We start from the raw sequence: 25,491 nt of genomic DNA on the forward strand, positions 1-25,491 counted from the left end.
CTTCAGCCCTGCCTCGTTGTCAAGTCAAGCAGCCCGCGCGCGACCAATTCGTCCCGTACCAGGCGCTTCGGCACCTTGCCATAGCCGGATTTCGGCAAGGCATCCCAGAAGAAGAACCGTTTCGGCATCTTGTAGCGCGGCAGCTTGGTGGCGAGATAGCCGGCCATGTCGGCTTCGGATGGAGCCGTGATGCCCTCGCGGGCCACGCACACGGCAATACCGACCTCGCCCCAGACCGGATCGGGCACGCCGAGCACGGCGACTTCGCCGATATCCGGATGGGTCAGGATCTTTTCCTCGACCTCGCGCGGATAGATGTTGGAGCCGCCGGAGATGTACATGTCGGAGGCGCGGCCGGTGATGTAGACGAAGCCCTGCGCGTCCATGTGGCCGAGATCGCCGGTTCGGAACCAGCCGTTGCGAAACGCCTTCGCGTTGGCTTCGGGATTGTCGTAGTAGCCCGCGAACACCGCCGGCCCGATCACGCAAATCTCGCCGGTCTCGCCCGGCTTCAGTTCGCGTCCTGCGTCATCCTGGATCGACACCTGCATGCCGGTGCGCTCATAGCCGCAGGTCCCGATCCGCGCCTCGGGCCCATCCTCCTCCTCATGCAGCGGCGCCGGCAGCACGGTGATGTTGCCGGTGACTTCGCCGAGCCCGAAATATTGCACGATGACCTTGCCGAGCTTGCTCAGCGCCCGCTTCTGGTCCTCGCGATACATCGGCGCACCCGCATAGATCACGTGACGCAGCGAGGAATGATCGAACTGATCGACGGCGGGATGCTCGACCATCATCTTCAGGATCGTCGGCACGGTGAAGAGATTGCTGACGCGATGCGTCTCGATCAGCCGGAAGGCCTCCGCGATGTCGAACTTCTCGCTCGGCAGCAGCACCGTCTTGGCGCCGCGCGCGCTCTGCATCAGCTGGTGCACGCCGGCGCCATGCGACAGCGGTGCGACCACGAGCGAGGCATCATCGGCCGTCGTGCCCGGTGTGAGATCGGCGAGATGATTGGTGATCACGAAGGCCATCTGGCCGTGCGTCAGCACCGCGGCTTTCGAGCGGCCCGTGGTCCCCGAGGTGAAGAAGAACCAGCAGGGATCGTCGTGTTCCACCGCGGCATTCTCAATTCTCACCCCCGCATGCGCCTTCATCGCCTCGCCCACCGCGCGCTCGCCGAACGTGCCGGCCTCGCCGACGCGCCAAGTGAAGGCAGGACCGGTCACGGCCGCTGCGTGGCCGGGAAAGTCGCCATGACAAAGGAAGGCTTTCGCACCCGAGGCGCTGGCGAGATAAGCGACCTCATCGGGCATCAGGCGGAAATTGGTCGGCACCCAGACCGCGCCGAGCCGGAACGCCGCGAACATCGAGACGAACATCTCGTCGCAATTCTTCGAATGCACGAGGATGCGGTCACCCTTGACGATGCCCCGCTGAGCGAGCGCAGCGGCGAGCGCCGAGACCATCTCGTCGATTTCGCGCCACGTCCACGATCGCTCCCCCCACACGAAGCCGATGCGATCGCCGAGCCTGCGGCCGTTTTGCGTCACGATGTGCGCGAGATTCATGACCCGGCGCGACATCCGAAGCAGCCCGCCGTTCGGCGCGAATTCCATCGCCGCGCCGCTGCTCATGGACGTTCCGTTGCGACGATGTCGAAGAGCTCAGACTTCATGGGCATTTCCTCGTGGGATAACGACGTGGCGGCCGCGCCGCTCTTTACCCTCTGTTTATCTCCTTCCTGCAATCGCCTGCAAGCTCAGCAAGACAATGTCACCGATCCGTTCCGCGACATCGAACGGAAAGGCGTGCTGCACGACAAACCATGACAACGAACCTTGGGCGCTGCCTGCAACATCGGGGCACGCGCGGTATTTTGATTAAGGACAGCCATGCTCAACCGCCGTATCGTTCTCGCCGCCACAACTGCGCTCCTCGCCTCGCCTGTGTTGGCGCAGGCGCCCATGGCCAACGATCCCGTCGCGATTCTCACCGCGATCTACACCCGCGCGGCCCGCGGCAAGGGAGATGAGGGCGGCGGCTTCATCATCGATAGCAAAGCAGCAAAAGCGAAATTCCTGTCGAAGGCGCTAATCGCACTCTGGGCCAAGGCCGATGCCCATACGCCGAAGGGCGATGTGGGGCCTGTCGACTTCGATCCCGTCACCAACTCGCAGGATCCGGACGTCGCCTCGTTCAAGGTCACGCAGGAGAAGATGGAGGCCGATAAGGCGACCCTCGCCGTATCGTTCACGGGCCACCGCACCGAGCGCAAGAACCAAGCCGACCAGATCATCCGCTATGACTTCGTGCGCGAGGGGGACAAATGGAAGATCGACGACATCAAAGGCACGGTCGATGGCCAGCCATGGTCGGTCCGCGCCATGCTCGCGGACTCGCTGAAGAGCTGATGTTGCAGGCCCAAGCAGCCTGCTTACATAAAGGCATCAGTGATGCGAGAGATGCAAATGCCGGTGCGCGACAACAGAGAACAAAGCCGCTTCGAACTCGAGGTCGAGGGCAAGATCGCGTTCGCCAATTACCGGCTGACGCCGCAGGCCGTCATCATCACCCATACCGAGACGCCGCTCGCGTTGCGCGGACGCGGCATTGCTTCTGACCTGGTCAAGGGCGCACTGGAGCTGATCCGTGCCGAGGGACGGAAGGTGATCGCAGGCTGCAGCTTCGTCGCTGTCTATCTGCGCCGGCATCCCGAATACCGCGATCTCGCGGCCTGAACGGTTCCGTAGACGTACCTCAGGCGCTACAACGAACCCGACGACCGGGAGAGACCCGGATGTTCGCTAATCCAGCCACAACAATTCGCTAATCCAGCCACAACAAAAAGGCCCGCACCGAGGCGGGCCCTTCAGGGTTCCACTCGACGAGCGAGACGAGACCTAGTGCTTGATCTCCGGCGGCAGCTTGCCGCCATTGGCCGCAAGCTTTGCCATCACCTGCTTGTGCAGCCAGACATTCATGCTTGCCGAATCGTTGGTGTCGCCGGTGTAGCCGAGCTCCTTGGCCAGCTCCTTACGGGCGGCGAGGCTCGAATCGATATCGAGGGCCTTCATCAGGTCGACGATCGATGTCCGCCATTCCAGCTTCTCATGCTTGGCAGCGGCAGCCTTGTCGACAATGGCCGCGACATCGACGCTTTGCGGCGCGGCAGCTGGCGCGGAACTTGGCGCAGCGGGCGCGGCCGACGAAGCCGGCGTAGAGCCTGGCGTCGGTGCTGCTCCGCCAGCCGGCGCGGCCTCGGCATGATGGCCGAAAATCGCGCTCATGATTTTTCCAAAGACGCTCATCAATGGCTCCTAATGGATTTCGACTTTGTGTGAAGAACTTGATCGGCTGCCTTTTGTTGCGTGACGACGAAACGGTGCCCACCGCCGCCACGCCGCCGGCAAACGCCTGCAGCGCGGCCAATGTTGAAGCTTACCCAAGGCGGAATGACGGCGAAATGACGCATCGTTGTGTGCAACGCGATATAATCCACCGTCACCGAGCCGTGAGCGCGGAGGATGATGATTTCGAGTATGCTTCTGACTTCAGTTCGCGAGTGGCCATCCGTCGCTTCGTCGCGCCTGGCCAGATCGCGAGCCTTCCGAAACCGGCGTGCCTGCCTCTTCCGGCAACATGCAAGGCAGGATGAAGGGAGCGAACGACCATGGCGACTTACCACGGCAATGTCGCATCACGCGCTCGGCCAGGCGACGCGGTCGCTTCCGAGCTGACCATCCGGACTATCGATCTTTCCAACCTGTGGCGTGCGCTGCGGCTCGGCTGGGACGACTTCAAGGCGATGCCAAGCCACGCGCTGATGCTGTGCGCGATCTATCCTGTGCTTGGCTTGATCCTCGCACGCGCGGCGTTCGGCTATTCGGTGGTTCCGCTGCTGTTTCCGCTCGCCGCGGGCTTCGCCCTGCTCGGCCCGTTCGCCGCGGTCGGACTCTACGAACTGAGCAGCCGACGCGAAAGCGGGATGGTGAGCTCGGCCTGGGATGCCTTCGAGGTGCTGCGCTCACCTTCGTTCGGCGCGATGCTCGGATTGGGCACGCTGCTATTGGCACTGTTCGTCACCTGGGTGGCCATAGCGCAGACGATCTATATTGCCGTGTTCGGCTATGGCGGGGCGACCGGCTTTGGCGATTTCGTCCGCCGCGTCCTCACCACCGAGCAAGGCTGGTGGCTGATCGCGGTCGGCTGCGGCACCGGCTTTCTATTTGCGCTGCTGACGCTCTGCATCACCGTCGTGTCCTTCCCCCTGATGCTGGATCGCCGTGCGGGCGCGCTGGAAGCAATGGTCACCTCGCTCCGGGTCACCGCCAAGAACCCGTTTGCGGTCGCGGCTTGGGGACTCGTCGTGGCCGCACTTCTGGTCATCGGCACGATCCCATTCTTCCTCGGACTTGCGGTGGTGATCCCCCTGCTCGGTCACGCGACCTGGCACCTCTATCGTGAGGTAATCGCGGTCGACCCGAACGCGGAACGACTGGCGCCGCCGTCTCCCCCGCGGCGCAAGCCGGCCGCGGATTTCCCTGCCAACTTGTTCCCATGGCGGTCGGACGATGGCGTCTAGGACACCATGAACCCTGACAAGATCTACGCCGCCGAGGAGGTCGGCGGCGGCCTCGCTTTGCTCAAGACCGCATTCCACGCGCGTCGCTATCGGCGCGTTAAGCAATCCTTATATGATTGCGCCGACAGGTCAGCCTGTCCCATACGGCAACGTGATGGGGTGGCCATGGTCTGGCCGCGGTTACGCCCAACATGGCGACCCGCGTGATACCGGTTGAAATGATTTCATCCCAGGTGCGTTCGATGTCCGCTTTTCGCTTTTTCCCCGCCGTCGCCCTGTGCGCGGCATTCGCGTTCACCCCCTTCGGCTCGGCACGCGCAGCGGCGGCCTGTGGCAGTGGCAGCTTCGATGCGTGGCTCGCCTACTTCAAGACGGAGGCTACGGCAAAAGGCATCTCGCAAGCTGCCGTCACCGCGGGCCTGAACGGGGTGACGCTCGATCAAAGCGTGCTGACGCGCGATCATTCGCAGAAGGTGTTCACGCAAAGCTTCGAGGAGTTCTCGGGCCGTATGATCCCGCCGCGGCTGATGCGCGGCTCCAATATGCTGAAGCAATATGGCTCGGTGCTGTCGCGAATCGAGGAGGCCTATGGCGTGCCGGGCGAGGTCCTGGTGGCAATCTGGGGCTTGGAGACCGATTTCGGCGTCAACATCGGCAAGTTCCCGACCATCCGCGCGTTGGCGACCTTGGCTTACGATTGCCGCCGGGCTGACGAGTTCCGCGCCGAGCTGATGGACGCTCTGCGCATCGTGGAGCGCGGCGATCTGTCACCGACTGAGATGCGCGGCGCGTGGGCCGGCGAGATCGGGCAGACCCAGTTCATGCCCTCCTCCTGGCTCAAATTTGCAGTCGATTTCGACGGCAATGGTCGGCGCGACCTCATGCGCAGCGCGCCTGATGTCCTCGCCTCGACAGCGAACTATCTCAAAGGCCATGGCTGGCAGCGCGGCAAGGATTGGGAACCCGGCGGTCCTAATTTCGCGGTTCTGCAGCAGTGGAATAAGAGCGACGTCTATGCCCGCACCATCGCCGCGTTCGCCACTCAACTCTCGCACGCGCCATAGGCGGCTAGGAAATAAGAAAGGCCGATCGCCATGGCGATCGGCCGAATATCTTAAGTGAAACGGCTACGTTTATTTCGCCAAACCGGCCTGCGCGGCCTTCGACAGGTGCACGGCGCAAACTCCCATCTTGCCGTTGAGCAACGCATCCTGCGCCAAAGCGACTTCCTTTTCGGCCGTGTATTTGCTGTCGCCATCGGCCATGGCCTCGATCGCCGTTTCCGTCTTCTCGAGATTTGCGCCGCTGCAACCGCCGCCCACCTTCGCGGCCTGCGCAGGCAGCACTGCGCTCAGCGAAGCGACCAACACGGCTGAGCCCACGAGCTTCATCTTCATGCGATTTCCCCAGTTATTGACCGGCCCCGACGCCATTGCCGGGCCATGCGACATTTTGTCGCATAACGAGTTCCGCCTCCCAATGAATTCGCCGCGAGGAAAATGTGATGCGCGCCGGCCGCAAGGGCGCATGCAGGACCAAGTATTTCGATGACAGGCCTGTAATGAAGCCCGACAACAGTTCAGGCTCCGTGGAGGTCGGCTCAGAAAAATCCGATGACCGAGCCCGCTCGCATCTCGTCCATGGCTCTCGATGCATCAGCGAAGTGAACTATAATTCACTCATACGGGAGAGCCTACGCAAGAAAATGCGATGAGCCCGACCGTCTGCCCCTGGGGTGACCCGGCCGATTCGCTCGATAGACCGTCAACGTGTTGAAGTTACTTTAATTTATGAGATTTCACGATCCCCTAATGGTCCCTTACCAAAGCTATGCATTGATCGTTTAGCTGCAGCGCACCATTTGCGCTTCTGCATCGCAGCAATCCTATCTATATTTATTTCAACGATACGGCTCTGACCAAAAGCTGAATCGTGAATACAAGGAGATTCTCATGTTGCTCTCGCTCATTCGCATGATCCAGGCGTTCCGGGAGTATCAGCGCAACGTTGCCGAACTGTCGCAGCTTAGCGATCGCGAGCTCGCGGACATCGGTCTCGACCGCGCTGACATTCCGCGCGTCGCCGCCGGTCACTACAACGGCTGATAGCCTGTTCCGACGTCTTGACGGACAGCGCCCGCCTTCTGGCGGGCGTTGTCGTTTGGGAGGCCGAGGCCGGAGTTCCGATCGATCCGCGTGATCGACGTCTCATGGCGCATTTCCCTCCAGCAGGAAACGCGCTACCTGTCCGCCCATGACCGCCAAATCACTTCGCGAACCCGTCCACGTCGTCGGCGCAGGCCTCGCCGGCTCTGAAGCTGCTTGGCAACTCGCCGAAGCGGGCGTCAGTGTGATTCTACACGAGATGCGCCCGGATCGGATGACCGAAGCGCACCGAACCGCCTCGCCGGCCGAGCTCGTGTGCTCCAATTCCTTCCGCTCCGATGACGCCGCAAACAACGCCGTCGGCCTCTTGCATGCGGAGATGCGCAAACTCGGTTCCTTGATCATGCGCGCCGCCGATGCCAACCAAGTGCCGGCCGGTGGCGCACTGGCGGTCGACCGGGATGGCTTTTCCGCTGCGGTGACCAAGGCGCTGCAGGAACATCCCCGAATCGAGCTTTGGCGCGGAGAGATCGCCAGCCTGCCACCGGCGGATTGGGACAATGTCATCGTCGCGACCGGCCCCCTCACCTCCGAGCCCCTCGCCGAAGCGATCCGGGCTCTGACCGGTGAGGACGCGCTTGCCTTCTTCGATGCGATCGCGCCGATCGTCCACAAGGAAACGATCGACATGTCGGTGGCCTGGTTTCAGTCGCGCTACGACAAGGTCGGTCCCGGCGGCACAGGCGCGGACTACATCAATTGTCCCCTGACGAAGGAGCAGTACGATTCGTTCGTGGCCGCGCTGCTCGCGGGCGAGAAGACCGATTTCAAGGAATGGGAGACCAAGACTCCCTATTTCGACGGCTGCCTGCCCGTTGAGGTGATGGCGGAGCGCGGCCACGAGACGCTGCGTCACGGCCCGATGAAGCCGGTCGGCTTAACAAATCCGCGCAACCCAACCGTCAAGCCCTATGCGATTGTACAGCTGCGCCAGGATAACAAACTCGGCACGCTCTACAACATGGTCGGCTTCCAGACCAAGCTGAAGTATGGCGCACAACAGCGGGTGTTTCGGACCATCCCAGGCCTTGAGAACGCCGAGTTCGCGCGGCTCGGCGGCCTGCACCGCAACACGTTCTTGAACTCGCCGAAGCTGCTCGACGAGCAGTTGCGCCTTCGCGCACAACCACGGCTGCGCTTTGCCGGTCAAATGACCGGCTGCGAAGGCTATGTCGAATCGGCCAGCGTCGGCTTGATCGCGGGCCTCTATGCCGCGGCCGATGCATGTGGCCAGCAGCTTGCTCCGCCCCCGCCGACCACGGCGCTTGGCGCGCTGCTCGGCCATATCACTGGGGGCCACATCGAGACCGTCGATGCCGGCCCGCGCTCGTTCCAGCCGATGAACATCAACTTTGGGCTATTCCCGCCGCTCGCGAGCGCGCCGACCAAAAAGCCTGACGGCACGCGCCTGCGCGGCAACGAGAAGACGATTGCCAAAAAACAGGCGCTCAGCGCCCGGGCCCTCGCCGATCTCGACCGCTGGATCGCGGACCATCTTCATATCGCAGCCGCTGCGTGAGTTTCCGATGAGTTTGCCGAAGGACGACGCCAGGGTGCTGTCGTCGCGCTGGAGCGATGGCGTTTTGCTCAAGCGCGATGTGTTTTCGACGGTCGAGCGTGGCCGTTTTCGCACGGACGACGGCGAGGTCGACGCCGTACTGCGCCGGCTCGACGAAGTGCCATGGTGGTCGTTCCTGCTGGCGCGGCATCTGTTCGCCAGGGAACGCAAGGCACTGACATTGGCGAAGGACCTCGATGTTGGTCCTGGTCTCTTGTGGGCCGGAAACCGTGCACTGGTGCGAGGTTTCATCGACGGCGTCGCACTGCATCTTGCCAAGCCGCGCGGCAATGTCGCCTATTTCCGCTCGGCCAAGCAGGCGCTGCACCGGCTGCATCGCGCGGGCATCACGCATAACGATCTCGCCAAGGAACAGAACTGGCTGGTGAGCCGCGACGGCCGCTGTTACGTCACCGATTTTCAGCTCGCGGCGTGCTTCTCGACGCGCAGCCGTCTCTTTCGGATCGCCGCCTATGAAGACCTGCGGCACATGCTCAAGCACAAGCGCACCTACGCGCCGGAGGCTTTGACCCCGAAGGAACGCAAGATCCTGGCGCGCAAGTCAGCGTTTGCCCGGATCTGGCTGATGACCGGCAAGAAAGTGTATCGGGGGATTACCCGCGGCATCTTCAACTTCACCGATCGCGAGGGCGGTGGCCGCCGTCTGGTCAATGATGCTCCGGTCTTGATGGAGCTGATCCGCAAGAACTCCGATGTCCGCGACGCCGCGATCGTGGCCTTTGCAGATCGCCGTACAGGGGTCGGCCTTTACGCCTTTGTCGAAGCCGACCGGAGTTCGCTCGAGGCTCAGCTGCAGAGCGAACTTGCGGCCGCGAAGGGACCGAAACCGCCGGAACATATCCAGGTCGTGCAGGCGTTGCCGCGGGACGCGAGCGGCAAGCCGCGCACCGAAATCCTGCAGCTCGTCGCCATGAACCAGCTCGACCTGATCGAGCCGATGATGACAAGCGAGACCGACCGCGCGTTTCTAAAGGACATCCTGGACTCCCGGAAGAACCTGCGCGATCGCTTCAATTTCGAGGCTGACCTTCAGCAGCCATCCCACTGATCGGACGGCTGAGGCTTCACCTGCCGGCCTAATCGCAACGAGGTTGCCGTCGCGCTTCATCGAAGCGAACTCTCTCGGCGACGGATCATAACCGTCGCGGGACAGGAAGGACGTGCAACACCCTGCTTACCGGACGCATCCGATCGGCAAAATCTGCTATGGTGGATCCAAAGCTCTTAACGGAGGATCCGGTCATGGACATCGATACCCCTCGCGCAGATGAATCTGCGTCGCTCACGATCGTTCCGACCGGGCGGGCACTCGGCGCGGAGGTCAGAAATATCGACCTCAAGCGCCTCGACGACCGGACGTTCGCCGCCTTCCTGCACGCTTTCCACGCGCACTCCGTGCTGCTCGTGCGCGGTCAGACCTTATCAGACCAGGATCTGATCGCCTTCAGCCGCCGCTTCGGCGAACTCGACTGGGCACCAGTGCAGGAGAATGGTCGCCGCTTCGTCGAGGGACTGCCGGAAATCTACATCGTCTCCAACGTCAAGCAGAATGGCGAGGCGATCGGCAGCCTGGGCTCGGGCGAGGCGGTCTGGCACACCGATATGTCCTATCTCGACATGCCGCCGATCGCGAGCGCACTCTATGCCCTGGAGATCCCGCCAGTCGGCGGCAACACTTCGTTTTGCAGCATGTATGCGATCTACGACGCCTTGCCGGACGAGTTGAAGCGCCGCATCGCGGACCTGAAGATCAAGCACGACGGCACCTACAACAGCGGCGGCTTCGTACGTCAAGGTGTGACGCCAACGGACGATCCGCGCACCTCGCCCGGCGCGGTTCATCCTCTGGTCTGCATCCATCCCGATACAGGCCGGCGAATGCTCTATCTTGGTCGCCGTCGCAACGCCTACCTGGTTGGTCTGGAGCTTTCGCAGTCCGAGGCACTGCTCGACGAACTCTGGACCTATGCCGCGCGCCCCGATTTTTCCTGGGAGCATGTCTGGCAGGTCGGTGACCTCGTCATCTGGGACAACCGCTGCACCATGCACCGGCGCGATCCGTTCGACGACAATTCCAGGCGGATCATGCATCGGACCCAGATCAAAGGAACGGCACGCCCAGCGTAAGCCGTCTTAACGCAAGGTTGCGTTAATCCGCGTCCAACTTTTGACTCATGTCGCCGAACTGCGCCGACAATTTGCAGATCTCGGCGCAGTCCTCCCGCGAAATGCCGCGCCGCCGAAACAAGCCCGACAAATTACCGTGTTTTGATTTCCCTCACTGAGTAAAACGAGGGAGATCGCGCGTGAATCTCGGACGCAACGTCGCGCAGAAGGTGTCAGGCAGCTTGATCGAGGTCATCCCGACCGCAAGAGCGCTCGGCGCCGAAGTCCGCGACGTCGATCTGCGGTCGTTCGATGATTGGGCCTTTGCCGGCTTCATGCGGGCGCTGCTGAAACATCAGGTACTGCTCGTTCGCGGCCAGACTCTATCCGATCATGAACGCACAGCGCTCAGCCGGCGCTTCGGAAATGCGGCCGTCATCTACACGCCCTTTGGGGCAACCCTCGGCAAAGCTGCCACGTTCTACAGTCTGTATGCCGCCTATGACGCACTTCCGCCTCGGCTCAGAAGCCGGATTGCGCATCTTAAAGCGAGACAACTCCTCACCGCAGACGAGGGTCCCCCGCTCTGGCCGGTCGGGTCCATTCAGTCCGCGACCAGCGGCACCGTGCAACCGTTGGTAAACATCCATCCCGATACCGGGCGGTCCCTGCTCGCGCTCGGCTCGCGACGCCATGCCTATCTGGTTGGCCTGGAGCTTGCCGAATCGGATGCGTTGCTCGACGAGCTCTGGGATTTCGCGGTCCGCCCGGAATTCGCTTGGAGCCATGTCGGTCGGCAAGGCGATCTTCTGGTCTGGGATGCTCGCTGCACGATCCATCGCGCCGATGTCGCGATCCCGCCGCCGCAGCGGCTGCTGCATAGTGCCGAGATCTGGAGCTCGATTGGACCGGCTTGATCCAGCTTCAGCGGCCGCGGAAGAGCCCCGACTTCGAAGCGCGCCATAACGTCCACAAGGCCGACAGGTGCGAGCGTGCTTGGGGGCGGAACGGATCGTTATCTGGACGCGAAGCGCGTGCAAGGTCGCGGCGCAGGAGCGCCAGCGGCAGGAATACTGGACGAGTCTCGCGCGGCGCCTCAGCAAGCAACGCCAGGGCCATGTCCAGATGCTGCCGTGCCTCCGCGAGCAAATCGCCCAGCGCCGCGCGAAGTGCGGGCGTCAGCTGACCCGTGAAGACCTCCTCGAGGTTGCTGCCGTGACGCTGCAGAAGATCGAGGGGAATGAAGAGTTGCCGGTGAGCAGCATCTCGGGGCAATGATGCCAGCAGCTGCAGAATTCCCTGTGCAAGCCCAGCGTGACGCACGAGATGGTCGATCTCGGACGACGGCGGAGCCGTAATCCTTGCCGCCAAGGCGAACAGCGCCGCATGCGTGTCGCTGAGATAGCCGTCGAGCGCCGCCATGGTTGGCATTGGATCGTTGTAGAGATCGAACTGATGCTCGTCGATCAATCGTGTCAGGGGATCGAGCGGCAATGAAAACGCGCGCACCACCGATCGCAGCTCGGCCGCGACCGGATTGCCCTCTACGCCGCCATGCTCCTCGCCTGTGAGGGCGTCGCTCCACCACTGCAGGCGAATTTCGCCAGGCAGAGGCTGGGATACGACATCCCTGATGCGGGAGATCTCGACGTCGAAAGCGTAGAGCGCCAGCAGCGCGCGCCGCAGATCTGGCGCGACGAACAGCGTTGCCGCATAGCGATCAAAGTCATGCTCGCGCACCAGCGCAGCGCAGAACGCCGCGGCACCGTCGCCATCGACCGTTCCACTCATGGAACGGCAATCAGCGCGGCGGCGACCCGTCGCCGCTCACCGATCATGATGTTATAGGTGCGGATCGCAGGACCGGTTTGCATGGGATCGAGCACAACCCGCAGCGCACGCAAAGCCGCGCGCAGGTCATTCGGCGGGATCCAGACCTCGGTTCCGGTGCCGACGATCAACGTGTCGATGGTATTGGCCGCATCGAAAACACGTTTGAGCGAATAGCGATCGATCTGGCCGGGCTGCGTCACGTCCCAGGCCCAGATCGAATCCGGCAGGCACAGCAGCGAGCCGCGATGCGACATGCCGGCAAAGACGAAACCGCCCTTGCCGTAGCCGTCAATCGGCGCCGATCGTGGAAAATGCGGGGTGTCGTTGGGATTGGCCATGCCCGACCTAACTTGCGGCCCTCGGATATGATCCGAGGGATTCCGGATCAGGGCGACTTCTTCTTCGGCGCGGGCTTGTCCTCCTGCGCCTCGGCGCGGACCGAGTGCACGCCAAGATAGATCAGGATGGGCGAGGCGATGAAGATCGAGGTGTAGGTGCCGACCAGCACGACGCCGAACATCATCACCGCGGTGAAGCTGTGGATGGCCTGGCCGCCGAACAGAAGCAGCGCGAGCAGCGCAAGCGTCACGGTGACGTGGGTGATGATCGAGCGCGACAGCGTCGAGTTGATCGATTCGTTGAGCAGCTGCGGCATCGGCATCTTCTTGTAACGGCGCAACATCTCACGGATACGGTCGTAGATCACGACGGTATCGTTGAGCGAGTAGCCGAGGATCGTCAGAAGCGCCGCGATACTGGTGAGGTCGAAATCGACCTGGCTGATCGACATGAAGCCGATCGTCAGCACGATGTCGTGGACGTTGGCGATCATGGCGCCGAGCGCGAATTGCCATTCGAACCGGAACCAGAGGTAGATCAGGATGGAGACGATCGCCAGCATCAGGCCGAGCATGCCGTAGGCCAGGAATTCGCCCGAGACGCGCGGTCCCACCACCTCGACGCGGCGATAATCGACCGCATCGCCCAACGCGGCCTTCACCTTGTTGGCGGCCTCCTGCTGCGCGGTGTCGCCACCGGGCTGCTCGGCGACGCGGATCAGGACCTCTTCAGGACCGCCGAACTGCTGCAGCTGCACCTCGCCGAGGCCAAGCTTGCCGAGCGTCGCACGCATGGTGGCGAGATCGGCAGGTCCCGACTTGGAGCGGACCTCCAGCAAGGTACCGCCCTTGAAGTCGATGCCCAGGTTCAGGCCGTGGGTGAAGAACAGCGTGATCGCCATGATCGACAGCACCGCCGAGATCGGGAAGCTGATCCGCCGGAACTGGGTGAAATCGAAATGCGTGTTGTCGGGCACGATGCGCAGCGACGGCAGCACGCCAAGTGCGCTGACCACCGCCAGCACCACGATCAGGATGCCAAGCCCGAGAAGAATCCAGTGTGTCACGGCAGCTCCTAAATGGGCACGCTTTGCGGCCGCTTCCACCGCACCCACCACGCCACGATCAGGCGGGTCAGGGTAAAGGCGGTGAAGACCGTGGTGATGATGCCGATGCCGAGCGTCACGGCGAAGCCGCGCACCGGCCCGGTGCCGATGTAGAACAGCACGGCGGCGGCGATGAAGGTGGTGATGTTGGAGTCGAGGATGGTCGACAGCGCGCGCTTGAAGCCGGCGTCGATCGCCGAGATGGCGTTGCGGCCGCCGCGCAGCTCCTCGCGGATGCGCTCATAGATGAGCACGTTGGAGTCGACCGCGATGCCGACCGTCAGCACGATGCCGGCGATACCGGGCAAGGTCAACGTGGCGTTCAGGAACGACAGCACGCCGAAGATCATCGCCACGTTCACGGCCACCGCGATGTTGGCGAACAGGCCGAACAACCGGTAGGTCAGCAGCATGAAGACGACGACCAGGATCGAGCCGACATAGGCCGCGAGCTCGCCCTTGGCGATCGAATCCTGACCAAGGCCCGGACCGACCGTGCGTTCCTCGATCACGGTAAGTGGCGCCGGCAGCGCGCCGGCACGCAAGAGGATCGCAAGTTCGTTGGCGGACTGGACGGTGAAATTCCCGGAGATCTGGCCGGAGCCGCCAGTGATCGGCTCGCGGATCACCGGCGCTGAGATCACCTTGTTGTCGAGCACGATCGCAAACGGCTGCCCGACATTTTCAGTGGTCGCTTGCGCGAATTTGCGCGAGCCCGCCGAATTGAAGCGGAAGGTGACGATCGGCTCGCTGGTGCGCTGGTCGAAGCCGGTCTGTGCGTCGCTGAGATCGCCGCCGGAGACGAGCACCTGCTTCTTGATCACATAAGGCTGGTTGGGTGCCGACGCGCTCTGCAGCACCTCGTCATCCGCCGGTACCCTGCCCTGCAGCGCCTGGTCCACCGGGACCGACGTATCGACCATGCGGAATTCCATCTTGGCCGTCTTACCAAGCAGCTCCTTCAGCTGGGTCGGGTCCTGCAGGCCGGGCACCTGGACCAGGATGCGATCGGTGCCCTGCCGTTGAATGACGGGCTCGACGGTGCCCAGCTCATTGACACGCTTCTCGACGATCTGGATTTCCTGGTCGATGGTCTGGCGGATGCGATCGGTGATCGCCGCCTGAGGAATGGTCAGCCGGATCAGTCCACCCCCGGCGTCGGAGACCTCCAGCGAACGCTGACCATTGGAGCCAAGCAAGCCGCCGAGCGGCTGCGACAGCTCGCGCAGCTTGGACAGCGCGGTCGGAACCTCGGTCTCCTTGCTGATCTTGACCTCGACGACATCGCCGCGTGTGGCAAGGCCCGTATAGCCGATCTTGGCATCGCGCAGCGTGCGGCGCGCGTCATCGCGGACGGAGTCGAGCCGCTCCTTTTTGATGTAGTTGGAATCGACCTCGAGCAGCAGGTACGAGCCGCCCTGCAAATCGAGGCCCAGCACAAGGTGCCGCTGCGCCCAGAGCGGCCAGCTCTTGACGGTCGCCTCAGGGAAGAAATTGGGGACGGCGCACAGGCACACCACGAGCGCCGTGAGGATGATGCCCAGCGCCTTCCACCGCGTGAAATAAAGCATTTGCGTGATCCGTCAGATCAGAGCGACCGTTCGGCGCGACACCGACGCGCCACGAATCCGTAAGGACAAATTCAACTCGCCGCCTTCTCGTCCTTCGCGTCGGCCTTCTCCTTGGCCGGCTCGCCCTTGGTGCGGACACCGGTGATCATCTGCCGCATCTGCCGCACGCGGACGCCGTCGGCGATCTCGAACTCGACCTGGTCATCGTCGATGACCTTGGTGACCTTGCCGACCAAGCCGCCCTGGGTGACGATCGTGTCGCCCCGGCGGACGTTCTTGACGAGGTCGGCGTGCTCTTTGACCTTCTTCTGCTGCGGCCGCAGGATCAGGAAGTACATGATCACGAAGATCAGCGCGAAGGGCAGCAGCGACATCAGCATGCTGTTGGTGTCGCCGGCGGCCGCGGCCTGGGCATAGGCAGGAGTGATCAGCATGCGCTTTGGTCCTCGTGAGGTCCGTCTCGTCGGGAGACGGGAATCGCCGGCGAGCCGCCGGGCGGCGGGCCGGACAGGCAGGAAATTCGCGCGGAATATAGCGGCCTTAGTCCCAATTGCAACGTGGACCAGCCTTTCATTTAGGCAAGCTTGCGACCGCCGCCCCGGGTCGATATGGCTGCACGGTCAGGAACTTGCAGCATGTCAAAAAAAGCCGTCAAAGCCCGCTCCCGAAAGCCCGCCAAATCCGCATTGCAAAAGCAACTGAAAGTCGCGGCAAAACGCCTCGGCACGTCGGCGGACGACACACCCCAGCGCATTGCCGTTGCGCTGGAGGCCATTGCGGCGCACCTCGCCGCATCGGCGCCGCCTGCGAACAGGCTCCCCTCGTTCGAGGACGCCGATGCCTTCGTCTGGCATCCGAACGGACGGCTCGGCACGGTGCCGCGGGTCAGCCGCGTCGAGATCGATCTGCTGAAGGGCGTCGACCGGATGCGCGACATCCTGATCGAGAACACCGAGCGCTTCGCCGACGGCCTGCCTGCCAACAATGCGCTGCTCTGGGGCGCGCGAGGCATGGGCAAATCATCGCTGGTGAAGGCCGCGCACGCCACCATCAATCTGGATCGCAAGGGCACCGATCGGCTGAAGCTCATCGAGATTCACCGTGAGGATATCGAGAGCCTGCCCGCCCTGATGGACATCCTCCGCGCGTCCTCGTTCCGCTTCATCGTGTTCTGCGATGACCTCTCCTTCGACGGCAACGATGCCTCCTACAAGTCGTTGAAGGCGGTCCTGGAGGGCGGCATCGAGGGGCGGCCGGAGAACGTGATCCTCTACGCCACCTCCAACCGCCGCCATCTGCTGGCGCGCGAGATGATCGAGAACGAGCGATCCACCGCGATCAATCCGGGCGAGGCCGTCGAGGAGAAGGTCTCGCTGTCCGATCGATTCGGGCTATGGCTCGGGTTCCACCGCTGCAGCCAGGACGAATATCTGGCCATGGTGAACGGCTATTGCAGCCATTTCGGCATCAAGGTCGACGAGCAGGAGCTGGAGCACGAGGCGCTGGAATGGGCCACCACGCGCGGCTCGCGCTCCGGCCGCGTTGCCTGGCAGTTCATCCAGGACCTGGCCGGACGGCGCGGCGTCAGGCTGACAGCGGAGTGAGCTAGCCAAGCCGCAGTCATCTCCCGCGAAGGCGGGGAAGCCGGTATGCGGCGGCGTACCGGATCACGCATGGACCGTCACGGAGCACCGGATCGCCCGCTTTAACCAGCGGCGCCGTGCGTCATGCTCCATTCAGGAATTGCAGCGGGTCAACCGGCGTCGATCCCTTGCGGATCTCGAAATGGAGCTGCGGCGACCCCACTTCGCCCGATTGACCCGACTTGGCAATGACCTGGCCGCGCTTGATCGTATCGCCGCGCTTCACCATCAGCTCACTCGCATGGGCATATGCGGTGACATAGCCGTTGGAATGCCGCACCAGGACCAGATTGCCGTAACCCTTCAGTTCGTTGCCGGCATAAGCGACCACACCGTCTTCGGCGGCCTTCACCGGCGTGCCCTCGGGGACCGCGATGTTGATGCCGTCGTTGGCCTTGCCGTTGGTCTTGGCGCCGTAGCTGGTGATCACCTTGCCGCGGGCGGGCCAACGGAAGGTCGGCAGCGCACTGGTGGTCTCAGCCGGCTTGGCCGGCTCGACTTCCTTCTCCGGGGCTGGATTGGCTTGGGCAAGCCGCGCGGTCTGCACGGGACCCGCCGTGGCGACCCTGGTCGTCGGCGCCGGCGTCGGCACGGTCGCAGCCGCCTGGGGTACGGCTGCGACCGGAGCTGCGGGCGTAGCTACAGCCACCGTCTTTCCGGGGATGGTCAGCTTGGCTCCCAGCTTCAAGGGCGAGGTCGGCGTCAAACCGTTGGCGCGCGCAAGTTCGGCGACGGAGATATGATTGTGATGCGCGATGCTGGCCAGCGTGTCGCCCCGATTGACGAAGTGCACGCTCGGCGCGGCGACTGGAGCCGCCACGGCAACCGACCTGGGTGCAGCGGCGACTGGCGCCGCCATCGTTGCCGGCGCCGCGGCCACGGCGGCAGGATTTGGAATGATGAGCTGCTGCCCCGGCGAGAGCACGCGCGGCCCCTTGTAACCGTTGGCAGCGAGAATCTCTGCCGGCGTCACGTGATAGCGGCGCGCCAGGATCTCGAGCGTATCGCTGGTACCGACAATGATCTTGGTGCCGCCGGCGGGCCGAACCGCTGCGACCGAACGCGGCGGCACCGTGCCGGTCGTTTCAAGATGCGGCTGGCGCGGGGCAGCGTAGGTTTGCGCTGGAGCCGGAGCCGGAGCCGGAGCCGCGGCATAGACGGGCGCCGGCGGCGCATACGACGCCACGCCTCGCCCGCCCGCAGACACCCCGCCCGAGCCTCCGCCCGACGGATAGGTCTGCGGCGCGGCAACGGGCGGCGGCAGCGCCGAGGATGAATAGGCGGCCGGCGCCGGAGGATTGTATTGCGCGGCGGGGCGCCGCTCGACCGGAGCGGGCGCCTGCACCGACCCGGTTGCCTCGGATGCAAACGGATTGGAGAATGAGTTTTGGCTTTGCGATAGCCGTGTCGACATATCGGCGCTGCAGCCGGCAAAGCCGAACGACATGACCGCCAGCGCCGTGACCTGCGGAAGGCGGCGCGAGCGAAGCAACTCGATAATCACAAGCATGGTTACTCACTCGTACGCAACAAACTACGAATTTGAGTAAACACGCCCGCGGTAAATAACCGCTTAAGCTGCCGATAAGGTGTTGTCGCGCCAGCTAATCCGCGTCTTTAGAGTTCACGTGCAATTCCCGGAATTGCCGGCACAAATCGCACGTCGACGAGCTCCTTTCGCGCGAAATTTTCACCCGTGCGGGTGACGCGCACGAGAGTTTGGACGCCGTGATTCGGCCCCACCGGCGCGATCAGGATACCGTCGGGCTCGAGTCGGTCGAGCAGGCTTTGCGGGACATCCTCCATCGCGGCCGTCACGATGATGCGGTCGAACTGCCCGGCGCCGGGCGGGACGGAAAATCCATCCCCCAACATGACCTCGACGTTAAAGCAGGAGAGCTTCTCGAGCCGCTCCCGTGCCGCATCGGCGAGGGTTCGGAAGCGCTCGATGGACAACACCTGCCCCGCCAAGCGCGACAGGATGGCGGCCTGGTATCCCGACCCGGTCCCGATCTCGAGCACGCGGCTTGTTTTCTGCAGCTTCAGCTGCTCGGTCATATAGGCCACGACGAAGGGTTGGCTGATGGTCTGGCCACACGCAATCGCGAGCGCGCTATCGCGATAAGCGTCGGCCCGGTCCGCGGGCCCGACGAACTCGTGCCGTGGCACCTCCTCCATCGCCCGCAGCACGGATTGATCGCTGATCCCCCGCCGACGCATGGTCAGCTGAAACATCATCTTTTCCGGAGGAGCTTTCGGAGCCATCGCGCCATCTCGTTGCATACCGACCTATACAAGCATCATCTTGGCGACGGAGCAGCGGTTTTCCGCATCAGGCTCCCACCTCCGGCCGTCCTGACACAAAAACGTGTTCCGCTGCCGGAACAAGCCGGAGAGTTCGTCGTTGGGAGCGTAGAACCTGCCACGGCCAGAGTGACCAGACCTGGGACGATCCGCCTGGGGACAACGCTGTTGACGTTGCGCCGTTTGCGGTAATTTGCGAACGTCGTTCTCGGTAAAGGCGAGGACTGAAATTCATGACTGCACCGCGGCCACCACGCGGCTCCGTGTTTCTGGTTGAAGATGAAGTCATGATCAGGATGATGGTCGCCGACATGCTCGAAGAGCTCGGCTACACCGTCGTCGCAGAGGCCGGCGAGATCGGCGAGGCCATGCGGCTCGCCGAGAGCACCTATTTCGATGTCGCCATCCTCGACGTCAACGTCAACGGCAAGGTGATTTCCCCCGTTGCCGACGTGATCAAGGCGCGAAATCGCCCGTTCATCTTTGCCACGGGTTATGGCTCGGCTGGGCTTCCGGAGGAATATCGCGACCGCCCCGCCCTGCAGAAGCCGTTCCAGTTGGAAACGCTCAGCAAGGCGATCGACAATGTCCTGCGTGGCGCGACATCGTCATAAGCGCAGGCCCAACTAGCCGAGAATCCCGCTCAGCGCGCCAGAGAAGGCCTCGTCGGTACGGTCGAGCCGCAGCGGCGTGACTGATACGTACCCCGCCGCAAGAGCCTCCAGGTCCGTTCCCTGCTCCGGCGCATCGAGCACGGCCGAGCGCTCAAAGCCGATCCAGAAATACGGATTGCCGCGCCCGTCGCGGCGCTCTTCCACGTTAAGAAATCCGAGATTCCGCTTGCCCTGACGGGTCACGCGGATGCCATGGACTTCTTCCGGCGTCCGGGCAGGAAAATTGACATTGACCACCGTGTTCTTCGGGACGCCCGCTTCGAGCACCTTGCGTATGATCTGAGGTCCGAATTTGCGCGCCGTATCCCAAACCGGCTTGTTCCGGGTCTCAAGCGAGAACTCCTGCGAGAGTGCAAAGGATGGCAGGCCGAGGATGGTGCCTTCGAGGGCACCGGCCACGGTGCCGGAATAGACCACGTCTTCGGCGACGTTCCGCCCCTTGTTGACGCCCGAAAGCACCACATCCGGCAGCTTCGGCCCGAGGATGTGACGAGCGCCCATGATGACGCAATCGGTCGGCGTCCCGCGCACCGCGAAGTGCCGGGGTCCCACCTCGCGCAACCGCAACGGATCGTTCAGCGACAACGAATGAGAGACCCCGGATTGATCCAGTTCGGGCGCCACCACCCAGACATCGTCGGACAGAGCGCGCGCGATCTCCTCGATGACCTTCAGACCGGGGGCATGGATGCCGTCGTCATTGGTGCAAAGAATGCGCATGCTGCCGGCCACCTCTAAGCGAAGTCGAGATCAGGTTACAGGTGTCATATCCCCTGCCGGCACCCGAGGCAAACCCGCCGCGATCCAGAAAAATCCAGCGAATCCGCTCCGCAAATGCGGAGTCGGACGTTGCATCCGGTTAACGCCTGATCCGCCATTGCGGTACGAACTTCGCGAGCTGCCCCTGGGTGCGCAACTGGAGTCGCGCATTTGGCGCGGTCGCCGACATCACAGGCTCGCTTGTGGCCGCCCCTTCGCGCGCTTCCTGCGCCAGCTTGGGAAAACGCGCACGCGCCGAGGCCAACGCCTTTTCGAAGTCGGCCTCGTTGAACCAGGCGAGCCCGCGCAAACCATCCTGCAGATCGTCGCGCCAGATCCGAGAGAGATCGACGTCGAAAGCGCCCTTCAACCGCTGGTCCACGGCCTGGATGCCGTGGCCGGTGACGGCCCATTGCCTCCCAACCCAATAGATATCCCGGTGCAGGGGCATCGATCGCGGCTCTGCAAAGCGGCTGCTTGGTGCAGAGGGAGGATATCGGCGGGCGGCGGCAGCGCAACCGCTCTGGAGCGGAAAGACCGCAATATTCCGCCGGTCTCTATCGCTCGGCCGCAACCACCTTCAGGCCGCCCATATAGGGCTGCAGCACCTCAGGCACGGCGATCGAGCCGTCCTCCTGCTGATAGGTCTCCATGACTGCGATCAGCGCCCGGCCGACAGCCGTCCCTGAGCCGTTGAGCGTATGGACGAAGCGCGGCTTGCCGTCGGCAGCCCGATAACGCGCATCCATGCGGCGGGCCTGGAAGTCGCCGCATACCGAGCAGCTCGAGATCTCCCGGAAAGCGCCGCCATCGCCCTGCCCCGGCATCCAGACTTCGATGTCGTAGGTCTTCTGCGAGGAAAATCCCATGTCGCCGGTGCACAGCGTCATCACCCGGTAATGCAGGTCGAGCTGCCGCAGCACCTCCTCGGCGCAGGCCAGCATGCGCTCATGCTCGTCCTTGCTGGTCTCCGGCGTCGTGATCGAGACCAGCTCGACCTTGCTGAACTGGTGCTGCCGGATCATGCCGCGGGTATCGCGGCCGGCGGCGCCTGCTTCGGCACGGAAGCACGGCGTCAGCGCGGTGAGCCGCATCGGCAGCTCCTTCTCATCCAAGATCGACTCGCGGACCAGATTGGTGAGCGCGACCTCGGCAGTCGGAATCAGACCGAGACGATCGGTCTTGAGCCGTTCATCGGGCGACGCCAGCAGTTCGCCCTTGATCGCCCAGAACTGGTCGTCCTCGAATTTCGGCAATTGCCCCGTCCCGAACATCACCTCGTTACGGACCAGAAGCGGCGGATTGATTTCGGTGTAGCCATGCTCGTTGGTATGCAGGTCGAGCATGAACTGGCCGATCGCGCGCTCGAGCCGCGCCAGCCCCTTCTTCAACACGACAAAGCGCGCGCCCGACAGCTTCGCCGCGGTCTCGAAATCCATATAGCCGAGATCGTCGCCGAGATCGTCATGCGGCTTCGGCGTGAAGGCATAATTGCGCTTGGCACCAAAGACATGGCGCTGCACGTTGGCGTGCTCGTCCTTGCCCTCCGGCACTTCGTCGAGCGGCAGATTGGGAATCGCGGCAAGTTCGCGCGCCAGATCTTCGTCGGCCTGCTTGGCCGCCGCTTCGAGCTCCGGCATGCTGGTCTTGAGCTTGGCGACCTCCTCCATCAGCGCGCTCGCACGCGCCTCGTCCTTGGCCTTCTTCGCCTCGCCGATCTCTTTCGAAGCAGCGTTACGCCGCGCCTGCGCCTGCTCGGATGCCAGGATCGCTGTACGCCTCCGTTCGTCGATCACAAGCAGATGCGCCGACAAAGGCGCCAAGCCACGGCGGCTCAACGCGGCGTCAAAGCCTTGCGGATTGTCACGGATCGATCTGATGTCGTGCATGATCGTTCGGTCCTGGGAACGAAGAATTACGGTCGAGTCGCCCTCGGCCGCGCGGGCGGCTTCAGTACCCCGATTATGGCCTGATGGGAACAGCCAAGGCCGGCAGGCCGCCCAGCGCTACTCGGCCGGATCGGCCGGAGGCGACGCACTGCTGCCGGATCGGCCTGCGGCGGCCTGTTTCTCGACGAAGCGCACGGCAATGATCGCGCCCTCGTAGAGCGCCAGCAGCGGAATCGCGAGCGAGGCCTGGCTCAGCACATCAGGGGGGGTCAGCACGGCTGCAATAATGAAGGCGACCACGATGAAATAGCGGCGCTTCTCGCGCAACATCTGCGAGGTGACGATGCCGACCCGCCCCAACAGGGTGAGGATGACTGGGAGCTGGAAGGCGATGCCAAAGGCGAACACCAACGACATCATCAGGGACAGGTATTCGCCGACCTTCGGCAGCAACGCGATCTGCGCGGTGTCCGGGCCGCCCATCTGCTGCATGCCGAGCGAGAAGCGAACCAGCATCGGCAACACCACGAAATAGACCAGTGCGGCCCCGAGCACGAAAAACACAGGCGTGGCTACGAGGTAAGGCAGGAAGGCGTGGCGCTCGTGCCGGTAGAGGCCGGGAGCGACGAACTTGTAGATCTGCGTTGCAACGATCGGGAACGAGATGAAGCCTGCGCCGAACAGCGCGAGCTTCAGCTGGGTGATGAAATATTCGAGCAGTTGTGTGTAGATGAACTTGCTGTTCTCCGGCCCGGCGACCCAAACGAACGGCAGAACCAGGATGTTGTAGATCTGCTTGGCGAAGAAAAAGCAGAAGATGAAGGCCAACCCAAATCCGAGCAATGCCTTGATCAGCCGCGCGCGCAGCTCGATCAAGTGATCCATCAAAGGAGCCTTGCTGGCTTCGATATCTTCAGCGGTCATGACGCTTTGGCGTCCTTGAACCGATCCGCTTCCTTTGTCCCGATCGTCTCAGGCTGGATCTCCGAGCTCGGCTCGGACTTGATCTCGCGGACGATGGCCAACGGCTCGCTCGACACTGGGTGCGCCTCCGCCTCGACAAACGTTTCGGGGTGCGGCGGCTCCGGTGTGGTCGGCACTGCCGGCGCCTCGGCTGCCGATGCGACGGCCTCGTTCGACGCGGCGGGAGTATCCACCGGCTTGTCGATACCTTCGATATCCAGCGCCTTGTCGACATCGCGCTGAAGCGAGCTGATCACCCCGGTCGGACTGAAGCCGCTCGCGGCCTCGCGAACCTCGTCGAAACTCTTCTTGAGGTCGGCCATTTCGGCCTCGCGCATCGCCTCCTGAAACTGGCCCTGGAATTCGGCTGCCATCCGACGAGCCTTGCCCATCCACTGCCCGACCATGCGCAGGACACCGGGAAGCTCTTTCGGGCCAATCGCGATCAGCGCGACGACCCCGATGACGAGCAGCTCACTCCAGCCGATATCGAACATGAAACAATCCGCCTACGAGACGTCGCCTGCCAATCCCGTGCCGCCGAGCCCCGTATGATCCGGTCCCTGCCCGTCGAATCCGGCGCCGTCTACGTCTGTCACAACGTTGTCAAACAGCCTTGCTGCCGACATCGGTGCGGGTTGCGGTCGGCGTGCTGCCGTGATCGATCGACTTGACCGGCTCGGCCTTCTCCGGTGCCTTGTCGTCGTCCTGCATACCCTTCTTGAAGGCTTTGATGCCCTGCGCGACATCGCCCATCAGGTCGGAAATCTTGCCGCGCCCGAACAACAGCAGGACGACCGCGATCACCACGATCCAATGCCAAATGCTAAGCGAACCCATCCTGCAACCCTCCAAACATCAGCGCGGAAGACCGGCGATCGCCGCTCGAGCGCGATGCCAAATCCACGCTTGGTCATGGACCTGACCGCGCCGCCTCGCTTCTAGCATCCGGCCGCAAAACAGCAACATAAACACGGAAGACTAGATGAAGACTTGACGCTTCAAGCCCGATCTTGAGCGGAAGGTAGGCGTGACAAGCCCCAAAAACAAGCACTTAAGCTCCGGCAAATGACGGCCAGCACTACGCAATAATGCGAGTGTTAATGGGACCTCGGTCCAGCTAGTCCGAGGTTTCGTCCGGCTCACCACTCTGCGGGTTGCCGGGTTCCGGGGCATCGCTTTCGGAACGCACGTCCGCGGCGTCATCGGCTGCCGCGTCTTGAACGTCCGGTTGCTCGGCTTCGTTGGAAGCTTCTGTATCCTCGTGGATCGCCTCCGGTTCGACCGCAGGCGCCAGCGCCAGATCGAGATCCCCCGGCTCCAACGGCTCCTCGTCCTCGCGCAAGGTCGGGTCGTCCGATGGCGTCGGAACCGTGAAGCCGGTCGGTAGCCGTGAATCCAAGAGCCCCGTACCTTTCAGCTCCTCGAGACCCGGCAGGTCGCCGAGCGCCTCAAGGCTGAACTGCGTAAGGAATGCATCGGTGGTCCCGAAGGTGAGCGGACGGCCCGGAGACTTGCGGCGACCACGCGGCTTGATCCAGCCGGTTTCGAGCAGCACGTCGAGGGTCCCCTTCGAGGTAACGACGCCGCGGATTTCTTCGATCTCGGCGCGCGTGACCGGCTGGTGATAGGCAACGATGGCGAGCACCTCGATCGCCGCCCGCGACAGCTTGCGGGTTTCGGTGCTCTCGCGGGTCATCAGCCAGGCGAGATCGCCTGCAGTCCGGAACGTCCATTTGTTGGCCACGCGCACGAGGTTCACGCCGCGGGTGGCGTATTCCTCCTGGAGCTGCGCCAGCGCCGCCTTCACATCGACGCCTTCCGGCATGCGCTTGGCGAGCGTAGCCTGATCGAGCGGCTCGGCCGATGCAAAAAGCAGGGCTTCGAGAATGCGCAATTCTTCCGGCCGCACCTGCGGCTCGGCGGCGATGTCTTCCGGCTCTTCCATGCGTACTTCCGCCAAGATTGCCATCGCA

The 25,491-nt window shown here is 63.2% G+C and carries 28 protein-coding genes and 1 pseudogene; 12 read left to right on the forward strand and 17 right to left on the reverse strand.

Annotation, left to right across the window (positions count from 1 at the left end):
* Positions 1–2 precede the first annotated feature (2 nt).
* Positions 3–1,637 carry an acyl-CoA synthetase gene (locus QX071_RS18725; RefSeq protein WP_315704104.1) on the reverse strand — a complete coding sequence of 545 codons (1,635 nt, stop codon included), beginning with the start codon at positions 1,635–1,637 and terminating at the stop codon, positions 3–5.
* A 39-nt stretch (positions 1,638–1,676) separates the two neighbouring features.
* On the opposite strand from QX071_RS18725, the gene QX071_RS18730 reads away from it, so the two are divergent.
* The 3 genes from QX071_RS18730 (at position 1,677) to QX071_RS18740 (ending at position 2,741) form a co-directional block, all read left to right on the forward strand.
* Positions 1,677–1,832 (forward strand): hypothetical protein, encoded by a 156-nt coding sequence (locus QX071_RS18730; protein WP_315704105.1) that lies wholly within the window; start codon positions 1,677–1,679, stop codon positions 1,830–1,832.
* A gap of 63 nt (positions 1,833–1,895) precedes the next feature.
* Positions 1,896–2,414: a DUF3828 domain-containing protein gene (locus QX071_RS18735; RefSeq protein ID WP_315704106.1), complete on the forward strand. Its 519-nt coding sequence runs from the start codon at positions 1,896–1,898 to the stop codon at positions 2,412–2,414.
* Positions 2,415–2,465: 51 nt separating this feature from the next.
* Positions 2,466–2,741, forward strand: a complete 276-nt coding sequence (locus QX071_RS18740; protein ID WP_315704297.1) for a GNAT family N-acetyltransferase — start codon at positions 2,466–2,468, stop codon at positions 2,739–2,741.
* 162 nt (positions 2,742–2,903) lie between these two features.
* On the opposite strand, the gene QX071_RS18745 is transcribed toward QX071_RS18740, so the two are convergent.
* Positions 2,904–3,311: a DUF3597 domain-containing protein gene (locus QX071_RS18745; RefSeq protein ID WP_315704107.1), complete on the reverse strand. Its 408-nt coding sequence runs from the start codon at positions 3,309–3,311 to the stop codon at positions 2,904–2,906.
* 362 nt (positions 3,312–3,673) lie between these two features.
* Here QX071_RS18745 and QX071_RS18750 point away from each other — a divergent pair, with 362 nt between their 5' ends.
* Both QX071_RS18750 and QX071_RS18755 read left to right on the forward strand, forming a co-directional pair.
* Positions 3,674–4,585, forward strand: a complete 912-nt coding sequence (locus tag QX071_RS18750) for a DUF2189 domain-containing protein (protein ID WP_315704108.1) — start codon at positions 3,674–3,676, stop codon at positions 4,583–4,585.
* A 242-nt stretch (positions 4,586–4,827) separates the two neighbouring features.
* Complete coding sequence (locus QX071_RS18755; protein ID WP_315704109.1) at positions 4,828–5,649, forward strand: lytic murein transglycosylase; 822 nt, start codon at positions 4,828–4,830, stop codon at positions 5,647–5,649.
* Positions 5,650–5,718: 69 nt separating this feature from the next.
* Here QX071_RS18755 and QX071_RS18760 read toward each other — a convergent pair whose 3' ends face one another.
* On the reverse strand, positions 5,719–5,982 hold the full coding sequence (locus QX071_RS18760) for a hypothetical protein (protein ID WP_315704298.1): 264 nt from the start codon (positions 5,980–5,982) through the stop codon (positions 5,719–5,721).
* Positions 5,983–6,537: 555 nt separating this feature from the next.
* Between QX071_RS18760 and QX071_RS18765 the strand changes: the two genes are divergently transcribed.
* The 5 genes from QX071_RS18765 (at position 6,538) to QX071_RS18785 (ending at position 11,352) form a co-directional block, all read left to right on the forward strand.
* Positions 6,538–6,690 (forward strand): DUF1127 domain-containing protein, encoded by a 153-nt coding sequence (locus QX071_RS18765; protein WP_315704110.1) that lies wholly within the window; start codon positions 6,538–6,540, stop codon positions 6,688–6,690.
* Between the two features lie 148 nt (positions 6,691–6,838).
* Positions 6,839–8,269 carry a methylenetetrahydrofolate--tRNA-(uracil(54)-C(5))-methyltransferase (FADH(2)-oxidizing) TrmFO gene (trmFO, locus tag QX071_RS18770; RefSeq protein WP_315704111.1) on the forward strand — a complete coding sequence of 477 codons (1,431 nt, stop codon included), beginning with the start codon at positions 6,839–6,841 and terminating at the stop codon, positions 8,267–8,269.
* 7 nt (positions 8,270–8,276) lie between these two features.
* The gene (locus QX071_RS18775) at positions 8,277–9,377 is read left to right on the forward strand and encodes an AMP-binding enzyme (protein ID WP_315704112.1); all 1,101 of its coding nucleotides are present in this window, start codon (positions 8,277–8,279) and stop codon (positions 9,375–9,377) included.
* Between the two features lie 194 nt (positions 9,378–9,571).
* Positions 9,572–10,456, forward strand: coding sequence for a TauD/TfdA family dioxygenase (locus QX071_RS18780; protein ID WP_315704113.1), 885 nt, complete (start codon positions 9,572–9,574; stop codon positions 10,454–10,456).
* A gap of 179 nt (positions 10,457–10,635) precedes the next feature.
* Complete coding sequence (locus QX071_RS18785; protein ID WP_315704114.1) at positions 10,636–11,352, forward strand: TauD/TfdA family dioxygenase; 717 nt, start codon at positions 10,636–10,638, stop codon at positions 11,350–11,352.
* Between the two features lie 7 nt (positions 11,353–11,359).
* Here QX071_RS18785 and QX071_RS18790 read toward each other — a convergent pair whose 3' ends face one another.
* From QX071_RS18790 to yajC, 5 genes are all read right to left on the reverse strand, one after another.
* Positions 11,360–12,226: a phytoene/squalene synthase family protein gene (locus tag QX071_RS18790; protein WP_315704115.1), complete on the reverse strand. Its 867-nt coding sequence runs from the start codon at positions 12,224–12,226 to the stop codon at positions 11,360–11,362.
* Positions 12,223–12,606, reverse strand: coding sequence for an Mth938-like domain-containing protein (locus QX071_RS18795; protein ID WP_315704116.1), 384 nt, complete (start codon positions 12,604–12,606; stop codon positions 12,223–12,225). Before QX071_RS18795 ends, QX071_RS18790 begins: the two co-directional genes overlap by 4 nt.
* A 47-nt stretch (positions 12,607–12,653) precedes the next feature.
* Positions 12,654–13,673, reverse strand: a complete 1,020-nt coding sequence (gene secF, locus QX071_RS18800; protein ID WP_315704117.1) for a protein translocase subunit SecF — start codon at positions 13,671–13,673, stop codon at positions 12,654–12,656.
* A gap of 8 nt (positions 13,674–13,681) precedes the next feature.
* Complete coding sequence (secD, locus tag QX071_RS18805; RefSeq protein WP_315704118.1) at positions 13,682–15,283, reverse strand: protein translocase subunit SecD; 1,602 nt, start codon at positions 15,281–15,283, stop codon at positions 13,682–13,684.
* Positions 15,284–15,354: 71 nt separating this feature from the next.
* Complete coding sequence (gene yajC, locus QX071_RS18810; RefSeq protein ID WP_315704119.1) at positions 15,355–15,717, reverse strand: preprotein translocase subunit YajC; 363 nt, start codon at positions 15,715–15,717, stop codon at positions 15,355–15,357.
* A gap of 201 nt (positions 15,718–15,918) precedes the next feature.
* Between yajC and QX071_RS18815 the strand changes: the two genes are divergently transcribed.
* Entirely contained in the window at positions 15,919–16,887 is a 969-nt protein-coding gene (locus tag QX071_RS18815) for an ATP-binding protein (RefSeq protein ID WP_315704120.1), read from the forward strand.
* Between the two features lie 121 nt (positions 16,888–17,008).
* On the opposite strand, the gene QX071_RS18820 is transcribed toward QX071_RS18815, so the two are convergent.
* Positions 17,009–18,436, reverse strand: a complete 1,428-nt coding sequence (locus tag QX071_RS18820; RefSeq protein WP_315704121.1) for a LysM peptidoglycan-binding domain-containing M23 family metallopeptidase — start codon at positions 18,434–18,436, stop codon at positions 17,009–17,011.
* Positions 18,437–18,543: 107 nt separating this feature from the next.
* Positions 18,544–19,191 carry a protein-L-isoaspartate(D-aspartate) O-methyltransferase gene (locus QX071_RS18825; protein ID WP_315704122.1) on the reverse strand — a complete coding sequence of 216 codons (648 nt, stop codon included), beginning with the start codon at positions 19,189–19,191 and terminating at the stop codon, positions 18,544–18,546.
* A 272-nt stretch (positions 19,192–19,463) separates the two neighbouring features.
* Here QX071_RS18825 and QX071_RS18830 point away from each other — a divergent pair, with 272 nt between their 5' ends.
* Positions 19,464–19,844: a response regulator gene (locus QX071_RS18830; RefSeq protein ID WP_315704123.1), complete on the forward strand. Its 381-nt coding sequence runs from the start codon at positions 19,464–19,466 to the stop codon at positions 19,842–19,844.
* Between the two features lie 12 nt (positions 19,845–19,856).
* Here the strand turns inward: QX071_RS18830 and surE are convergent, their stop codons facing one another.
* From surE to scpB, 7 genes and pseudogenes are all read right to left on the reverse strand, one after another.
* Positions 19,857–20,624, reverse strand: a complete 768-nt coding sequence (gene surE, locus QX071_RS18835) for a 5'/3'-nucleotidase SurE (protein ID WP_315704124.1) — start codon at positions 20,622–20,624, stop codon at positions 19,857–19,859.
* Between the two features lie 139 nt (positions 20,625–20,763).
* The gene (locus tag QX071_RS18840; protein WP_315704125.1) at positions 20,764–21,114 is read right to left on the reverse strand and encodes a hypothetical protein; all 351 of its coding nucleotides are present in this window, start codon (positions 21,112–21,114) and stop codon (positions 20,764–20,766) included.
* A gap of 106 nt (positions 21,115–21,220) precedes the next feature.
* Positions 21,221–22,552 (reverse strand): serine--tRNA ligase, encoded by a 1,332-nt coding sequence (gene serS / locus QX071_RS18845; RefSeq protein WP_315704126.1) that lies wholly within the window; start codon positions 22,550–22,552, stop codon positions 21,221–21,223.
* 117 nt (positions 22,553–22,669) lie between these two features.
* Positions 22,670–23,476, reverse strand: coding sequence for a twin-arginine translocase subunit TatC (gene tatC, locus QX071_RS18850; protein WP_315704127.1), 807 nt, complete (start codon positions 23,474–23,476; stop codon positions 22,670–22,672).
* Entirely contained in the window at positions 23,473–24,012 is a 540-nt protein-coding gene (gene tatB, locus QX071_RS18855; protein ID WP_315704128.1) for a Sec-independent protein translocase protein TatB, read from the reverse strand. Before tatB ends, tatC begins: the two co-directional genes overlap by 4 nt.
* A gap of 109 nt (positions 24,013–24,121) precedes the next feature.
* Entirely contained in the window at positions 24,122–24,355 is a 234-nt protein-coding gene (locus tag QX071_RS18860; RefSeq protein ID WP_315704129.1) for a twin-arginine translocase TatA/TatE family subunit, read from the reverse strand.
* 405 nt (positions 24,356–24,760) lie between these two features.
* A pseudogene (gene scpB, locus QX071_RS18865) lies at positions 24,761–25,487 on the reverse strand (SMC-Scp complex subunit ScpB); the annotation flags it as partial.
* Positions 25,488–25,491 lie beyond the last annotated feature (4 nt).

Source organism: Bradyrhizobium sp. SZCCHNS1022 (assembly GCF_032484835.1).
In the GTDB taxonomy this organism is placed as follows: domain Bacteria; phylum Pseudomonadota; class Alphaproteobacteria; order Rhizobiales; family Xanthobacteraceae; genus Bradyrhizobium.

Excerpts from the sequence above, each read along its gene's own strand:
- QX071_RS18725 (WP_315704104.1), bottom strand. The coding sequence starts at position 1,637 with ATGAGCAGCGGCGCGGCGATGGAATTCGCGCCGAACGGCGGGCTGCTT.
- QX071_RS18730 (WP_315704105.1), top strand. The coding sequence starts at position 1,677 with ATGGGCATTTCCTCGTGGGATAACGACGTGGCGGCCGCGCCGCTCTTT.
- QX071_RS18735 (WP_315704106.1), top strand. The coding sequence starts at position 1,896 with ATGCTCAACCGCCGTATCGTTCTCGCCGCCACAACTGCGCTCCTCGCC.
- QX071_RS18740 (WP_315704297.1), top strand. The coding sequence starts at position 2,466 with ATGCAAATGCCGGTGCGCGACAACAGAGAACAAAGCCGCTTCGAACTC.
- QX071_RS18745 (WP_315704107.1), bottom strand. The coding sequence starts at position 3,311 with ATGAGCGTCTTTGGAAAAATCATGAGCGCGATTTTCGGCCATCATGCC.
- QX071_RS18750 (WP_315704108.1), top strand. The coding sequence starts at position 3,674 with ATGGCGACTTACCACGGCAATGTCGCATCACGCGCTCGGCCAGGCGAC.
- QX071_RS18755 (WP_315704109.1), top strand. The coding sequence starts at position 4,828 with ATGTCCGCTTTTCGCTTTTTCCCCGCCGTCGCCCTGTGCGCGGCATTC.
- QX071_RS18760 (WP_315704298.1), bottom strand. The coding sequence starts at position 5,982 with ATGAAGATGAAGCTCGTGGGCTCAGCCGTGTTGGTCGCTTCGCTGAGC.
- QX071_RS18765 (WP_315704110.1), top strand. The coding sequence starts at position 6,538 with ATGTTGCTCTCGCTCATTCGCATGATCCAGGCGTTCCGGGAGTATCAG.
- trmFO (WP_315704111.1), top strand. The coding sequence starts at position 6,839 with ATGACCGCCAAATCACTTCGCGAACCCGTCCACGTCGTCGGCGCAGGC.
- QX071_RS18775 (WP_315704112.1), top strand. The coding sequence starts at position 8,277 with ATGAGTTTGCCGAAGGACGACGCCAGGGTGCTGTCGTCGCGCTGGAGC.
- QX071_RS18780 (WP_315704113.1), top strand. The coding sequence starts at position 9,572 with ATGGACATCGATACCCCTCGCGCAGATGAATCTGCGTCGCTCACGATC.
- QX071_RS18790 (WP_315704115.1), bottom strand. The coding sequence starts at position 12,226 with ATGAGTGGAACGGTCGATGGCGACGGTGCCGCGGCGTTCTGCGCTGCG.
- QX071_RS18795 (WP_315704116.1), bottom strand. The coding sequence starts at position 12,606 with ATGGCCAATCCCAACGACACCCCGCATTTTCCACGATCGGCGCCGATT.
- secD (WP_315704118.1), bottom strand. The coding sequence starts at position 15,283 with ATGCTTTATTTCACGCGGTGGAAGGCGCTGGGCATCATCCTCACGGCG.
- yajC (WP_315704119.1), bottom strand. The coding sequence starts at position 15,717 with ATGCTGATCACTCCTGCCTATGCCCAGGCCGCGGCCGCCGGCGACACC.
- QX071_RS18815 (WP_315704120.1), top strand. The coding sequence starts at position 15,919 with ATGTCAAAAAAAGCCGTCAAAGCCCGCTCCCGAAAGCCCGCCAAATCC.
- QX071_RS18820 (WP_315704121.1), bottom strand. The coding sequence starts at position 18,436 with ATGCTTGTGATTATCGAGTTGCTTCGCTCGCGCCGCCTTCCGCAGGTC.
- QX071_RS18825 (WP_315704122.1), bottom strand. The coding sequence starts at position 19,191 with ATGGCTCCGAAAGCTCCTCCGGAAAAGATGATGTTTCAGCTGACCATG.
- QX071_RS18830 (WP_315704123.1), top strand. The coding sequence starts at position 19,464 with ATGACTGCACCGCGGCCACCACGCGGCTCCGTGTTTCTGGTTGAAGAT.
- surE (WP_315704124.1), bottom strand. The coding sequence starts at position 20,624 with ATGCGCATTCTTTGCACCAATGACGACGGCATCCATGCCCCCGGTCTG.
- QX071_RS18840 (WP_315704125.1), bottom strand. The coding sequence starts at position 21,114 with ATGCCCCTGCACCGGGATATCTATTGGGTTGGGAGGCAATGGGCCGTC.
- serS (WP_315704126.1), bottom strand. The coding sequence starts at position 22,552 with ATGCACGACATCAGATCGATCCGTGACAATCCGCAAGGCTTTGACGCC.
- tatC (WP_315704127.1), bottom strand. The coding sequence starts at position 23,476 with ATGACCGCTGAAGATATCGAAGCCAGCAAGGCTCCTTTGATGGATCAC.
- tatB (WP_315704128.1), bottom strand. The coding sequence starts at position 24,012 with ATGTTCGATATCGGCTGGAGTGAGCTGCTCGTCATCGGGGTCGTCGCG.
- QX071_RS18860 (WP_315704129.1), bottom strand. The coding sequence starts at position 24,355 with ATGGGTTCGCTTAGCATTTGGCATTGGATCGTGGTGATCGCGGTCGTC.